Annotated in this window: 11 protein-coding genes; 3 read left to right on the forward strand and 8 right to left on the reverse strand. The window is 52.6% G+C overall.

Going from position 1 to position 15346, the window contains the following annotated elements:
- Positions 1-9: 9 nt before the first annotated feature.
- The 5 genes from IEY39_RS11000 to IEY39_RS11020 all read right to left on the reverse strand — a co-directional run bounded on the left by IEY39_RS11000 (position 10) and on the right by IEY39_RS11020 (position 5650).
- Positions 10-585, reverse strand: coding sequence for a TetR/AcrR family transcriptional regulator (locus IEY39_RS11000; RefSeq protein ID WP_188931362.1), 576 nt, complete (start codon positions 583-585; stop codon positions 10-12).
- Positions 586-622: 37 nt separating this feature from the next.
- On the reverse strand, positions 623-1282 hold the full coding sequence (locus IEY39_RS11005) for a cupin domain-containing protein (protein ID WP_188931364.1): 660 nt from the start codon (positions 1280-1282) through the stop codon (positions 623-625).
- Positions 1283-1419: 137 nt separating this feature from the next.
- Positions 1420-1851, reverse strand: a complete 432-nt coding sequence (locus IEY39_RS11010) for a PepSY-like domain-containing protein (RefSeq protein ID WP_188931366.1) — start codon at positions 1849-1851, stop codon at positions 1420-1422.
- Positions 1852-1876: 25 nt separating this feature from the next.
- Positions 1877-3190, reverse strand: a complete 1314-nt coding sequence (locus IEY39_RS11015; protein ID WP_188931368.1) for a sensor histidine kinase — start codon at positions 3188-3190, stop codon at positions 1877-1879.
- A 15-nt stretch (positions 3191-3205) separates the two neighbouring features.
- Positions 3206-5650 (reverse strand): TonB-dependent receptor, encoded by a 2445-nt coding sequence (locus tag IEY39_RS11020; RefSeq protein WP_188931370.1) that lies wholly within the window; start codon positions 5648-5650, stop codon positions 3206-3208.
- Between the two features lie 152 nt (positions 5651-5802).
- On the opposite strand from IEY39_RS11020, the gene IEY39_RS11025 reads away from it, so the two are divergent.
- A complete protein-coding gene (locus tag IEY39_RS11025; protein ID WP_188931372.1) occupies positions 5803-7968 on the forward strand; it encodes a TonB-dependent receptor family protein in 2166 nt (721 codons plus the stop codon).
- A 187-nt stretch (positions 7969-8155) separates the two neighbouring features.
- Positions 8156-9055: an RpnC/YadD family protein gene (locus tag IEY39_RS11030; RefSeq protein ID WP_188931374.1), complete on the forward strand. Its 900-nt coding sequence runs from the start codon at positions 8156-8158 to the stop codon at positions 9053-9055.
- An 82-nt stretch (positions 9056-9137) separates the two neighbouring features.
- Here the strand turns inward: IEY39_RS11030 and IEY39_RS11035 are convergent, their stop codons facing one another.
- From IEY39_RS11035 to IEY39_RS11045, 3 genes are all read right to left on the reverse strand, one after another.
- Positions 9138-10136, reverse strand: a complete 999-nt coding sequence (locus tag IEY39_RS11035) for a YncE family protein (protein WP_188931376.1) — start codon at positions 10134-10136, stop codon at positions 9138-9140.
- Positions 10137-10249: 113 nt separating this feature from the next.
- Positions 10250-11506 carry a beta-helix domain-containing protein gene (locus tag IEY39_RS11040; RefSeq protein WP_188931378.1) on the reverse strand — a complete coding sequence of 419 codons (1257 nt, stop codon included), beginning with the start codon at positions 11504-11506 and terminating at the stop codon, positions 10250-10252.
- 34 nt (positions 11507-11540) lie between these two features.
- Positions 11541-14252 (reverse strand): TonB-dependent receptor, encoded by a 2712-nt coding sequence (locus IEY39_RS11045; protein ID WP_188931380.1) that lies wholly within the window; start codon positions 14250-14252, stop codon positions 11541-11543.
- Positions 14253-14459: 207 nt separating this feature from the next.
- On the opposite strand from IEY39_RS11045, the gene IEY39_RS11050 reads away from it, so the two are divergent.
- Complete coding sequence (locus IEY39_RS11050; RefSeq protein ID WP_188931382.1) at positions 14460-14954, forward strand: DUF4142 domain-containing protein; 495 nt, start codon at positions 14460-14462, stop codon at positions 14952-14954.
- Positions 14955-15346: the final 392 nt, after the last annotated feature.

Consider the following 15346-nt stretch of genomic DNA (forward strand, 5'->3'; position numbering starts at 1 on the left):
AAAAAAATTTCAACCCCGGATCGCATCCCAGAGGAACCGGAACGAGGTGTCCATAAAGGTTTTGGTGAGGCGTGCGGGAGTGTGATGGATATGGGCGGCAATCTGTTGGACAAAGCCAAAGAGCAGGCTTGGAATAAGGCATTCGGTGTCGGGCTTCAGCAGTCCTTGTCTTTGCCCGCGTTCGAGCAGCTGGGCGAGGGGGGCCATCACGGGCCTGGCAACGGCCATGGCCTGGTCTTCGCGTTTGTAGGGCGAGGCAATAAATTGTTGCAGGAACAATTGCTCTGGAAAGTTGGAGACAGTATAACGGAGGCTGTTCTCCCAGATGACCCGAAAACCTTCTTCGACGGGGAGCTCAGGGCTGAAGCCGATGAAAATAGTTGCGCCAAAACGTTTTTTTACTTCTTTGTAAAGGGCATGGATAAGGTCGTCCTTGTTCTTAAAATAGATGTAGAGGGTGCCGATAGCGACGCCGGATTGTTTTGCAATGAGGGGCATGGTCAACCCGACGAGGCCGACCTGACCTACGAGGGTAAGGGTGCTCGCGAAGAAAAGGTCGATCTTTTGCTCGTCTTTGAGGCGCATGGAGCAAAGATAGGGAATAATGAATATATTTTCATTATTATTTCAGGTAGAGCAGGGCAAATTGTTGTTCGGTCGTTGCGCTGTTGTTGGCAATGGCAAGGGGGGTGCCCGCGGGGAGGAAGAGATAGTCACCTTTTTTTGTGAAGGGGTGGTCGTTGACTGCGCCGGTGGCGGAGGGGCCGGAAAGACCGATAACGAGGACGGGCGCCTGCACCGGGTCAAGGCGTTGGTGCTGACCTGCCGGCAGGGTCATGCGGAAAGCGCGGACGGATTTTTCGTCGAAGAGTTGTTTGGAGAAGGGCAGGTTATCAGGAATGCCGGGGGCCGGGGCCGGAGTATGCAGCAGTTCGATGTCCATGGCGTGGAAATCCACGGTGTCCTCGTTCCAGACGCGGTGGACGCGGGGTTTTTCATAGAATCCTTCGAACCAGATGTTGCCATCGGCGAAGGAGGGTTTGGCGGGCTCGATGAGAGTTTCAGAGCCGGATCTTGTCTTGCTGAGGATGAAGAAGACCGAGGGGATAGAGTGTTTGTGCATGAGGGTGGTATCATGCGGGGGTACATGGACGTCGAGTACGCGGACGTAGGCATTTTCGAATACGTTGTGATGTCGAGGTTCCTGACTGACCTGGACCTGGGTGTAGCCAGTAGATGCGAGACCGGTAGTTGCCAAAAGGAAAAGGAATAGTTGACGCATGCCGCAAGATAAGGCTTTTAGGCAAAGAAAAAAGGGCCTGCAATGGCGGGTGCAGGCCCGGGCTTGTGGGGCGGCGGGATGGAGCGGCGGGATGGAGCGGCGGGATGGTGCTGCCGCTGATCCGGCGATCCGCGGCGTTAGTCGACCTTCAGGAAATTGCCGTCGGTGTCGAACACGAGATCTTTCCCTTTGACCTCGGCTTCATAGCTGGTCTTGCCGGCGGCATCGGTGACCTTACCGGCTTCGGTGATCTTAGCGCCGGGATAATGCTGTTTTACATAAGCAGCGACTGCGGGTGGCAGGCTGCCCACCGGGATAGCAACGACCTGTTCGACAAACGTGCCATCGGGGGTGAAGGCGACAGAGTTGTCCTCATTTGAGCGGCCACCCCAGTTGGCTTCGAAATTTCCTTTCTCTTTTTCCCAGATGATGTGTGTCGCAGCGGGATATTTTTTCATCAGTGCGCTCTTCACTGCGGCAGGGACATCCGCAGATTTTACCTTTTGTGCGATAGCCGGAGCGGAGGACAGGCAAAGGGCGACGAGGCCCGGGATAAATAATCTGTTCATAATTGGTGTTTTTCTTATCCCAATGCTACGCCTGGATTCTGTAGGAAGGTGGGATTGCGGCCGACCGGCCATCAAAACCGATGCGGAAAGAGTGAAATCCGTTGCCGAAGGAATAATCGATGGTATAATGGTAGAGTGTACAAATGTTCTTTACGATGGCGAGCCCAAGGCCGGTGCTGTCCTCATTGCCCGGGAGCCGGGCCTGCTTATGAAACCGATGGAAAATCTTATCCGGCTGAAGAGGGGTATCGCCTCCCGTATTGCTGATGGTGAGCGCATTCTTCTCCGTGGCGATGACAATCTCCCCCTTGTCCACATTATGCCGGATGGCATTGGAAAGCAGGTTGCCGATGAGGATGTCGATCAGCACTCCATTGACATCGACCATGAAGTTGGCGTTATAGTCCGTCCGAATGGTGATCTCCCTGGACTCGGCGAGAATGCCCATCTGATCGATGAGCTTTTCACACAGGGATAAAATATTCACCTGGTCGGTGGTCTTATACTGGTGATTTTCGATCTTGGTGAGTAACAGGAGGGATTTATTCAGCTTTATCAGCCGCCGGTTGGTGGTATCGAGCGCGTTGATCAATTGCGCCTGTTCCTGGTGAAGCGGGGATGTTTGCATCAGGAGCTCGAGCTTGCTTTGAAAGATAGCGAGCGGTGTCTGCATCTCATGGGCGGCATTCTCGGTGAATTCCTTTTGTTGCAGGAATACCTGGTAGCTTCTGCTGAAGAGATGGGCGATGGCCTTATTGAGCTGGTCAAACTCATCGGTCGAACTCTGCTGAAAAGGGCGGTCTACCTGTTTGTTGAGCTCGAATTGCTGCATATTCCTCAGCGCCACATAAAAAGGCTGCCATAGCCGTCTTGACATTTTCTGGTTGATCCACATCATACCGCCAATGAGCACCAGCAATACCGTGATCTGGAGGATCAGGATGCTGCCCAGCAGGTCTTCGTTCTCGATGAGACTGCTGCTGATGATGAGCTTGTACTTCTTCCCGTCGACGGTGATGCCGCCGGCCATTTCCCGGTAGGGTTCGGATTCGTGGTGTCTTTTATTATACCGATCGATCGTATATATCTCATCGGGTGCATCCTGATCCGCGGGCAGTAGCCGGATGTCCTTGTCCAGCCGCGACCAGGCGGAGAGTTCGTCCTCGGAGTGGATATCCCCCACCTTTTCCCTGATCTCGTGAAACTGCGACCGCAACGACTTGTCTACCGCATCGAGCAACACCGAACGCAGGACAAAGTAGAAAACGGGGATAGTCAACAGGAAGATGCCCGAAGAATAGACCAAATAATTCCGTATCGTCTTATTGTTCAATTTCATGAGCGGCCTGTTTTTCTACTCTATCTGAGTGGGCTCGTTATCGTTTTCCCGCTCTTTCGCTTTGAATTCGAGTTTCCCGAATTTATAGCTCAGCGTTATGCCAAATGATCGATAGGGCACTTCCCTGATAGTTGTCTGGGTGAAATTGCTGCCATACAACGTGGCTTTTTGATCGATGTATTTGTTGAAGGGGTTGGTAGCGGTGAAGCCGAGGCTGGCTTTACGGTGCAAAAATTCCTTGCGGATTGCGAGCGTATAGAAGGCGAATACCGGCCGGGTGCCGTTGATCGTCTTTTGACGGGAGCTGTAGTTGCCAAACAGTTCGGCCATCCAATCCTTCCCGATCTTAGCGCTTGCATTGAGGTTGCCACGGAAGTAGAAGCCGCTGACCGTGCCCAGGCCGGGGCTGGAATTTGTGCGAAAGCCGAGCTGCATATTGCTTCGCAGCGAGATCGCCGGCGTGATAGCCACCGAACCAAAGATATTGCTCCCCACGTTGCGTTGCCAGCCGATATTATACCGCTGGGTAAGCGTGACATTGCTATAGGAGACGCCATCAATTTTCAGCGTATCATACCAGGTACCCAGGGACTGGATGTCGTCGGTATTGTATACATAAAGGGCCGCTACGTACAAATTAGTACCACCACCAAAGTTCTTATTGTAGCCCAATTCAAACCGATGACCCTGCTCCGGCCGGAGAGCGGGATTACCGGTGGTGATATTATGCGGGTCAGAAATATTATAGAAGGGATTCAGGTCGCCATAATCCGGCCGTTCGATGCGGTAACTATATCTCACTTTTATCGACTGGGTTTCGTCCAGGTTGTGCGAAACCGTCAGGGATGGGAACAGCGTTCCATAAGAGGGGATGGCGGCGCCTTTGAAATCCGCCTGAGTGTGGGTATACTCATATCGCATGCCTGCCTGAACATCCAGGAAATGATGAAAGAGCGTGCCATCTCCGGAAAAATATCCGGCATAGACCTGCCGCTTGTAAGCAAAAGCATAGGTCTGACCGGCGTCCGGGCCGTATGACCCGTCGGGGAGCAGGGTGTCTGTTGTGACGGTGTTGGTGAGGGTCTCGAGGACGGTCTTCAGACCGGTCTCCACAGTGATGTCCTTACCTACCGGCTGGCGATAGTCTGCGGAGATGTCGGTCTCTTTGTCCGTCCCGGGACTGCTGCCTTTCGAACCCGAATTGGGGATGCCGCCACCCGGGTAGTTTTGCTGTTGATAATAGTCGTTAAAATTGTTGCCTACGCTGGTGGTGACAAGGATGTCCAGATCCTGGCCTTTCTTTTTAAAGTCCTTTTTATAATCAAGGCTCCAGTCACCGGTGTTGGCGTGAACGGCGCTTCCGGCATTGCGGATGCTCGGGATAGCGGACAAGAGGGCCCCGCTACCGTCCTGCACATCCTGCTGCTGGTTGGTAACACCACTACTGTGGTTGCCGAAATGGTTCCAGTTGAACCCCGCGGTGAGCTTGTCTTTTGCCGTGATATCCCATTGCGCACTGATGCCGGTTTGGTATCCGCTGCGGTTAAAGTCGGTGCTTCCGTCCTGATGAAGAAAGGTAAGCGTATCCTTTGTGCTGTTGAAGGACTGGCGATCGAGGGTATTGAGCGTCGTGGTATTGAGTTGTTCGTTGCCGCTGAAGAAGGCGTTGATGCCAAAGTTGTTCTTTCGCACGTTGAGGTTGAAGGAGCCGTTTTCCAGTCTTGTGCCGGCCGAAGCGTTGATGGCGCCATTGATGCCCTGCACCCGGCTATCTTTCAAAATGATGTTGATGATACCTCCGGTGCCCGATCCGTCGTATTTCGCGCCCGGGGCAGCAATCGCTTCTATGCTCTTTATCTGGCTGGCGGGGATGGATTGGAGAGCGTCGGTGACGCTGGCCCCGAAAATAGTGCTGGGTTTCCCGTTGATGAGAAAGCGGATGTTCGAATTGCCTTCCAATTCCACATTTCCGTCGATGTCCACTGAAACGGATGGCACCTTCTTCAGCACGTCGAGGGCTACACCGCTTTGTGAAGTAAGGTCGTTTGCGGCGTTGTACACTATTTTGTCGAGATGATTCTCCACCAGGGGGCGGGCCCCGATGACGGTAACCTCCCTTAGATCGCTGGAGACGGGTGTAAGCGCGATGCTAAGCGCATCCCCCTTCCCGGTGGCCGGAACAGCATAATCACGCGTGAGTGCGCCAAAGCCGACGAATTCCGCTTTTACCCGATAGCGGCCCGGAGCGATGCTCGAAAAAGTGAAGTTCCCTTTTTTGTCGGTGATGGTTTCGCGCAGGGTTTTTCCTGCTGCATCCAGCAGGGAGACAGTGGCGTATTCGATAGGGGCCTTACTGGTTGCATTGGTGATGGCGCCGGTGATCTTTCCGGTGTTTTGGCCGAAGGCGGTGAGGGTTAGCGCGGTGAAGAGTAAGAGAAAAAGGTGTTTTGCGAAGGCCAATTTGCAGGAGTTTAATTGGCAATATTAATGGCTGATTCTAAATATATTCTGTAGAATTTCCCAAAAACATAAATCGATTTTCCCGATGCGGCAATGGCAGGGGCAATATTAGCCGCAGTTTTGCAGCTGGCACAAATGCTAACATATTGACTATGAGAATCATTCTTTCGATCGGCTTTTTTTTGACTGCTGTTGCACCTGTCTTTGCACAGCGGGATAGCGTAAAAGTGTTGGATAAGGTGATCGTCAACGGCGTCCGGACGATCAGCGGGATGGGACGGCTGGACGAGATACACAACGGCAATATCTATTCCGGGAAAAAGACGGAGGTTCTCCTCCTCGACAGCCTGGATGCGAATACGGCCCAGAATAACCCGCGGCAAGTGCTGGGCCGTATCCCGGGGGCCAATTATTCGGAGACGGCGGGCAGCGGGTTCCCTTCCAATGGCATCAGCTTCAGGGGGCTTAACCCTTCTCAATCGGTGGAGACGAATACCCGGCAGAATGGCTACAACGTCACGGCGGATATCTATGGTTATTCCGAGTCGTATTATCTGCCGCCGCTGGAGGCGGTGAACAGGATCGAAGTGACGCGGGGCGAATCTTCGCTGCAGTGGGGACCACAATTCGGCGGGGTGATCAATTATATCTTAAAAGACGGGCCGAAGGACAGGCCTTTCGAGTACAGCATGGAACAGACCGGCGGAAGTTATGGCTTCTTCAACTCTTACCATGCCGCCGGCGGGCAGCTGGGCAAATGGAATTACTTTGGCTTCCTGCAATACCAGGCTTCGCAGGGACGGCGGCTCAACTCGGACTACCGGCAGGTGAGCGGGTTTGGAAAAGTTTCCTACCAGGCCAGTGACAGGCTGCGCATAGGTGTGGAATATACCCTATTCCGCAACCGCATCCATATGCCGGGGGGATTCGATGATGCCCAATTTGCACAGAACCCCGATACCTCCTACCGGGCCAGGAACTGGCTGACGAGTCCCTGGAACATCGTTGCGGCAAAGGCGGAATATGCCTTGTCCGGGCGCACGACTCTTTACGTCACTTCGTCTTATTTATTTAGCTCGCGGAGCCTGGTGTGGAGAAATGAGGATGGGGGGCCGGAGACGCTGGATACTGTCGATGCGACAACCCTGCAGTATTCAAACCGGGAAGTTCAACGGGAGAAGATGAACAGCCTGACCACAGAAGTCCGCCTGCTGACACGGTACGACCTGTGGGGGATGTCGAATTCCCTTGCGGCGGGTGTGCGGGTGTTTGCCGGCAGGTTTATCCGCCAGGGCGGAGGTCTTGGCACGACGGGCAGCGACTTTAATCTTTCCCTGCTCGACCCGCATTATGGATATGATCTCGCCTTCCACACCACCAATATTGCGCCCTTTGTAGAGAATGTCTTTCGCATCACGCACAGGCTGTCGATCACTCCGGGGGTACGATTCGAGTATCTCCGCAGTACGGCAAAGGGATACATCACCGACGGCGGAGACGTGAATTCCGACAACAGCAAGAGCAGAAGCTTTGGGCTGTTTGGGGTGGGTGTCCAGTACAAGACAAGCTGTACAACAAACCTATACGGGAATATCTCCCAGGCGTACAGCCCGGTGACCTATGACCAGCTGACGAAGCTGGGCAGTACGGCCCGGGTGGACCCCAACATGAAGGATGCCAGCGGATACAATGCCGACCTGGGCTGGCGGGGAACGGTTGGCAAGTACCTGAATTTCGACATAGATGGTTTTTGGCTTGCCTATAACAACCGCATCGGGGCGGTGCAATTGACCGATGGCAACGGGGTGCCCTATATCTTTCAGACCAATATCGCCAACAGCATCAACAAGGGTGTGGAGGCTTATATCGAGTTTCGGCCTACCCAACCCGGGGCTGGTCACCGGCGGGGTAATCTGAGCGTTTTCAATTCGCTGGCCTACATCGATGCGAAATATACCAGCGGCGTCTATAAGGGCAACGCCGTGGAATATGCGCCGAAGATCATCGACCGGGCAGGTATCACTTACTCGCGGCCGGTGTTCTCCACCACCTTTCTGGTAAGCTATACGGCTAAGAGTTATGGGGATGCGAGCAATGTGGTGTCAAGCACGGACCCGTCGGCGGGAATCATCCCTGATTATACGGTGCTGGATTGGGCAGCGACAGTGAAGTTGAGTGCGCAATATCATCTCAAGGGCGGGGTCAACAACCTGACTGACCGGGCGTACTTTACCAAACGGACGACGGAATATCCCGGGCCGGGGATCATCCCGGCGCTGCGCAGGAGTTTTTATGTCTCTTTTGGGGCGACGTTCTAGGTCCTGTGAAATGAATTATCTCTTATCTTTACTTCTTAAAATAGTAACTAACTATAGAGCCACCGGTGAGGTGGGATAATTTGGGGGCTCATAACCTCGGTATCATACGGACTATCTATTAAGGTAGTCCGTATTTTTTTTGCCTGGGAGCTATGCCATCCAAAAAATATACAAATAATCTTCACCTATGACAAAAGCAGCCCCGACTAAAGCCCGTGCCGGACCACAACCGGAATCCGACGGCAGGCAAGTCCATCAATATGATAAGGTCTTGCGTGAGAATATGGAAGTAGTATTGCCCGGTTTGATAAAAAAGCTCTTGGGTATTTATTCCGTATTCACGGAAGAATTGCCGGATGATGTCCAGCATACCAAAGAGCGTAAACCGGATGTGTTAAAAAAGGTAACTGACTCGAATGGAGAAACATTTGTACTCCACATCGAATTCCAGGTAATCGACGAACCGGAAATGCCGCTGCGGATGGCCGAATACTATATCATGTTGTCCCGACGCTATAAACTTCCGGTGCGCCAATATGTAATTTATTTAGGGAAATATTCCCCTCAGATGAAAGATCACATCCTTTCAGAGCGTATGCACTTCAAATACGAGCTCATAACCCTTTCGGCCGTCGATTATCGATTGTTGCTTTCTGCTGAGAATCCTGCGGAAAAAATGCTGGCTATTCTGGCGGATTTCGGGGACAGAAATGCCGGACATGTGGTGGAAATCATTGTAAAAGAGATTATTGCCACTTCTCCAGGAGACTTTTCAAAGCTGCGGCATATTCGGCAGTTGCGGATATTGGCAAATTTGCGTAATTTTAAATCAGAAAATCTGGCAATTATGGATAGTGTTGGCGAATACATGCTGAAAAACAAAGAAAACGACTTTCTCTACCTAAGAGGACAGAAGGATGGTATGGAAATTGGCATAGAAAGAGGCCTGGAAAAAGGGAAAGAAAAGTTTGCGAAAGAGTTCGTCAGATACCTATTGCTCAATACTAAACATACTACTGCAGAAATTGCCGGTTTAGTTAACGTTTCCGCATACTTTGTCCGCAAGGTTAAGAAATCACTCCAATAAAGATTACCGGGTTCTAACGCGCTGACCACTGAATGGTATTAGAAGCCGTCTCCATTCATTTGGAGACGGCTTCATTTATTTATTATGGCTTATACACGTATACGGCGAAAGTTCCGGGGACGATCTTCCGGGTGCCGGGCTCGAACTGGGGCGCACTGAGGTATATCTTCTTTGTCTTTTTATCGAAGGCCATGGTCTTGGCGCGGGGTTGGGTCGCCAGGGTCTGGATGACGGAGTAGTTGTCGGCAGACTCCTGCTTGATGATGGTCGTAGTGGCATCGCCATTGGAGCAGAAGATCAGTTTGTCGGCAGCATCATAGACGACGGCATCGACGCCGGCGCCGATGGGCAGCGTGGTGATGACCTTACCGTCTTTTGTGTCGACGACGCTGAGTCCTTTGTTCTTCCGGCAGCCGGTGAACAGCCGGTGGTGTTCGGGGTCGAATCCGAGGCCGGTAGGGCCGCCGCAGGGAGAAAGCGGATAGGTTGCTTTTACAGTCATCGTCTTGGTGTCGATGACCTTGAGGCTGTTGAGGTCTTCGATATTATCATATACCAGTCCATGCCCGTCGGACACGGCGAATTCGGGACCGCCGCCCAGGTCGATAGTCTTTACCAATTCCAGGGTGTTGATATCGATGACGCAGGTATTCTTGCTGTCGCCGTTGAAGACAAAGACCTTTTTCGAATACGGGTCATAGATGATGGCGTCTTCGTCGGTAGAAGGAAGCGCGATAGTTTTGATGATCTTGAAGGTTTTGAGGTCTATGACCACTACGGCATTGGCCTTTCCGTCGCTGATGAAGCCTTTGTTCACCTCATTTACGATGGCGATGCCGTGCACACCTTGCATCCCGTCGATAGTGGCGATGGGTTGTTCGGTAGCCAGGTCGACTACATTGAAGGAATTCCCATGGGAGACGAACAGGTGGTTATTCACCTCGTCGATGGCCATATAGTCATAGCCGGCGTCGCCGGGCAGGGAAATCTTTTTATCAAAGCTGTATTGTTGGGCGTAAAGGGATTGACCGGCCAAGGAAGAAAGGGCCAGGCCAACGGCAAGTACAAATTTTTTACTCATTGGTTATTTGAATTAGGTGGATAAAGATGAATAGCAAAACTGTAGTAAATCTGTGGACGAAAAAGACGGTACTGAAACAGTACCGTCTTTTCGATATAATGAAGGCCAATGGATCAATAGCCTGCTGCGTGCCGGTTGCCTTTGCCGCCGGTGGTATCGGAGACATAGGCGCCGATGTCGCTGCTGAGGGCGGGTGCCCAGGAAGGCAGGCCGGTGACGGTGCCGGTATAGCCTTTACCCAGGGCAGGAGAATTCGATTGCAGATGAAAATCGTAGTTTGACGGGATGATGCGGTTGTTCGGGTTGACCGTAGTAGAATACCCTACGAACTTGGGATCGTTGGCGCCAGTGGTCGTGAGGTTGATGATATCGCCGGATTGGACGGTACCCTTCTCGCCGGCGGGATACATGAACTGCCGCAGGGAGTCGACGGTGACGTAGAAATAGTTGTTATTGTACACCGTATGAGCGAAGTCCGAAGTGGGCGTAATGTCGAGGCTCCAGTAGTTGTTCGCCAGGAGGTTGTTGTACACCCTTGCCTGGGAAAAGGCATCGATGAGGACACCACGGCCGGGCTCGGCGGCGCCACGGCGGAACCCGCTTTCGACGCAGGTGTTGTTGTAGACCTCTACATTGGTCTGAGGGTTCTGAATGGTCGAGCTGGTAAAGACTTTAATCGCGCTGCCGGCAGATCCCCAGAGGACGTTGTAGGCAACAACGCCGGTGACGCCGGAGTGGAAGTCGATACAGTCGCCATCGGTGGTACCGTTGCCATAGAAGGAGTTGCGCAGTATCTTGACCGTGCTTGTGGAGTAGACGCCGATCTGGTTGTCCTGGCCGCCCACGAACCAGCAGTCTTCGATATCGACCGGGATGGGTACGGAAACCGCGATGGTCTGCGTGGTGCCGCCGGACGCATCTGCGCCGCCTGCCCAGAGGAGCTTGGTCCATAAGAAGGTGACGCTTTTAGCGCTGTCGCACTGGAAGCCACCCCACTCGCCGGGCTGCGGGTTGGCATCCTGGGTCGTGATGGTGATCGGTTTAGCCTGGGTACCCAACGACGCAATGATCCCCTGGATCGTGAACTTATGGTTGCCGCTGACCTTGATGGTTGTTCCCGGTTGGATAGTGAGCGTATCGGTCGGCAGAACGGTAATGTCGCCCGAGACGGTGTAGGTGGAATCGGTAAGCATGGTGCCTTTGACATTGCCACCGGTGAGCGAAGTGCTGCGGATGGCGTTGACGGGCAACGGAGTGCCCGTGTTGGCTGAATTTGAACTCTTGCTACAAGCCGCGAACAGGAGGCCGGCGGAGACAAAAAGGCTCACAACGTGGAAACCTGTCGTTTTTTTGATGGTGTTGATCTTCATGACGCTTTTGTTTTTAATAAAGAAGTGGGTATCGTTAATATGTATAGCGAATGCCTAAACTGTAGGTGGCCCGGTACGTATTTTTTAGTACCAGTACACCTTGGACATATTGTTGCACGGGGGTGTTCAGGAGGTTGTTGGCCTTCGCAAACATGGTGAAGTGTTTGCGGATATCCTTTTCGCCGGATACGGCCAGGGTATTCATGGGGCGTTGGAAATAGTCGGCCCCTGCATACTGGCCCGTTTCGGCAAGGGTGGTACCCTGGTATTGGTAGGACACCTGGACGAAGGACCCGTGTTTGGTGTCCTTGTAGAGCAGCGAGAGATTGACGATATGATCCGTCTGTCCCTGCATCGGCCGGGTCGGAAACACATCCTTGGCCTGGGGGGTCTTTTGGTCGCTGGAGATGGTGGAATGTGTATAGGTGTAGTTGCCCGTCACGCCAAATCTACCCCAGTATTTCGTAAAGGACATCTCGGCGCCCACATTGGTGGCCGGGTGGGAATTGAGGGGTTTGACGACGTACAACCCACCGTTGGTGCCTCCGGTAAGCTGGATCTCGATAGGGTCTACGATATGCTTGTAAAAAGCGCCTATGAAGAGGTGTTCATCCCCCCTGGGGAACCATTCATAGCGGATGTCCAGGTTGTCGGCAAGGGAGTGGTGCAGTGTATCATTACCTTCTGTCCGGAAACCCGTAGTCACGGCCGGGCTACCCCCTGTAGGCACCAGCTCGTAATAATTGGGCCGGGTGATGCTGCGGTAATAAGAGAAGTGCAGGTATTGGCGGTTGGCCAGCTCGTATTTGAAGTAACCGCTGGGCAGGAATTCCTGGTAGATCTGTCCTCCATTGATCAACTCCCCGGCAACATATTGCAGAACATTCCAGGTATCGTTGGTGTGTTCCACGCGTAATCCGCCGCCTGCTTCCCACATGAGCGCCTTGAACCGGATGGCTCCGTAACCGTCATAGATGGTCTCAGTAGCATTGTAACTGTTGGGATTATATGTTGTGCCCGACGGATTGAAGACGTCCCATTGTGCGTTGTCAATGCCTGTCCAAAGAGGCTTGCTCGCGGCTGTGCCGTTCGCATTGGTGGCCGGGGGGATGAGGTTGTAGTCGTCCTGCACGTTATTTCTGGAAGCATAGCGATAGAGCCCACCCGCCTTGATCTGCAGCTCGTTGCTGCCAAATCTCTTACGGTAGTCCAGGTTGAGGATGCCGGAGTATTCCTTGTCGTCATTTTTTTGCCAGGTGCGGCTGATGCCGTCAAAATAAGTACCGGTTTGTACCCCATTATTCTGGATAAGGTAAACGGTGTTGATACTGGCTACATCGGGCTGCCTGTTGCCCGCGGTGGAGTATACCCCGGCCCAATCGAACCTGAAGTTGGGAGAAAGGATGTGCTGACCCGAAAGCTTGAGGTTTTCAACGAACAGGTGCTGGGTCTGCGAGGTATATGTGTTGAATACCTGGCCGGTGCCTGCGCCTGTCCCACCTGTTCCGATGAGGATATTATTAGCATCGAACCGGGTTTGAGCCAGGTAGCTGTAGAGGTAAAAGTTGTCCAGGTTGATCTTGTTCTTTTCGTTGATGACGTAGTCCAGGTGGGCTACCAGGCCATTGTTCAGCTGCTGCGTATATTCCTTGAAGTTATTGGCGTCATTAGGATGCAGTTGGCCTGTCGTATCATTCAAGGGAAGGGCCGTTGCCTGGAAACTGATATTGCCGTAGTACTGGTTCTGCAAATTATCCGCCAGCACAAAGCCCAGCTTATCGTGGAGGTAGCGATGGGTGAAGGAGAAGCCTGCCGTTGTTGACGGCAACGCCTGCCGCGACCAGAAAGTGAGGTTGCTGCGTGAGAAATCGCCGGGCTGCGCCTGGTAGCCCGGGGGATTACGCTGTACCGGACTCTTGTCCTGGATGTCCCGGGTGCTGAAGGCAACATATTTCTCGTCGAAGAACAGCCCGCTATAGCCAATGCTGGCTGTGGCTTTGAAAGAAGTCTTGTCGGGGGCGTCCTTGACGACCATGTTCACCGTGCCGCCGGTGGCATCCCCTTCCATATCGGGCGTCAGCGACTTGCTGATCTCGATGCTGCTGAGGATTTCGGATGGAACGATGCCGAGCTGTACATACCGGCTCTTGTTGTCCGGGCTTGCAATTTTTATGCCATTGAGCAGGGTATTGCTGTAGCGGGGCTCCATGCCGCGGATGACGGCATATGCTTCGTCGCCGCCGTTGCTGCGCTGGATGGTGACGCCACTCATGCGTTGCAACACGTTGGCTGCACTGATATCCGGCGAGCGGACCATGGCCTGGGACGAGATGACGTTGATCATGTTGGAGGCGCTTCTTTCCCTATCGCGGGAGCCTGTTTCCTTTTCCCGGTCGGCCTTCCCAAAGACAGTCACCTCTTCCATGGCCTTACCTTCCTGGTTGAGACTCAGAAATAGTTGGAGGGTCTGGCCAGCCTTCAGCGTAATATGACGATGCGTCTCGGTATAACCGACATTGGTGATGGTAAGATCATATTCTCCCGCCGGGATATTCCGAAGTTCAAAATTGCCTTTTGTGTCAGCGACCTTGTGGTAGGGAGTGTTGTTGATCATGATATTGCAGCCGGGAAGACCATCGCGCGTAATAGCGTCGAATACATTTCCTTTTATAGTTGCGGTCTGGGTAAAGGCGGTGCAAAAACTAAGCAGCAGGATGGTTAATAAAAAGCAATTCCTGTGAAGCATGTTGTTGGTTATTTGTATCGTTGTGCAAAATTGTATCCAACCGACGAAAGTTGCTGACGCGAAGAAAGAAGTAAGAATCAGTTAACGATTACATAAAAATTAGATAACAGTCTGAAGATAAATTCAGAATATATTCTAAAACCGCATAGATTTGGTTAACAGAAAAATCACATGCGGCATTCCGGGCTAATACTTTTTTTCGGGGTGATGGTTCTGACCATGCGTTGCACCGACGCAACGGAGTACTCCAACGCCTCCTATAGAAATGCGACAGACCTGCACTTCCAGGTTGCCGCCAGTTATGACAATTTTGATGAGATAGGTACAGGATCGCTGGCATCGGCAAACGCCTCGGACAGTAGTGTCCGGCTGTTTGGACAAACTATGGTCACCGGGTACAGTGCCGCGGAAAGTGAGCTGAAGAAGATAACCGACAGCGTACAAGCCATTATCCCACAAGGGTCCGACCCGGCGCATCAGGCACTGTTGGTCGTACTGCAAAAGCTTTCAGGGGCGGCTTTCGACACTACCTATCTGCGTGGACAGCTACAGGATCATGACAGCAGCATTACGCTCTATCAATCCGAGCTGACCAATGGAAATTATATTTCCCTCCTACAATACGCCCGTAAATATCTGGTACTACTGCAAATGCAAAGAATGACGGCGGACAGTCTGCTAAGGGCGATACAGCACCCCTAAATGATGCGGGCTTTCCCCGGTGAACTACCCCACCCTGCCAGTTCGCCACCGTGCCGGTGCGTGGCCCATCCTTTGCAGAGATATGATCGGCTTTTAATAGGATATTGGATTTTAGCAACGGCCTGGATTTCTATCCGGGCTTCTTTGCTTGGGGTGGGCAGTAATAAGGGTATGTGCCTAAGAGACGGTAAGTTTACCGATAAAGATTCCCAATGGGGGGTGGGGGAAGTTAGGGGAAAAAGGAAATCCAGTGCATATTTGTGATGGTCTTGTCCCTCTGAAAACCGTCACCTGTCGACCCTTCATTCGGTAGCCGTAAGAAATGCCCTTTACCCCTGGCCTGTGCCTACTGCCCTGAATGCATTAACCTACCACGACCCTGGTGGGTTTTT

The sequence above is a fragment of the Puia dinghuensis genome, assembly GCF_014642875.1.
GTDB classification, from domain to species: domain Bacteria; phylum Bacteroidota; class Bacteroidia; order Chitinophagales; family Chitinophagaceae; genus Puia; species Puia dinghuensis.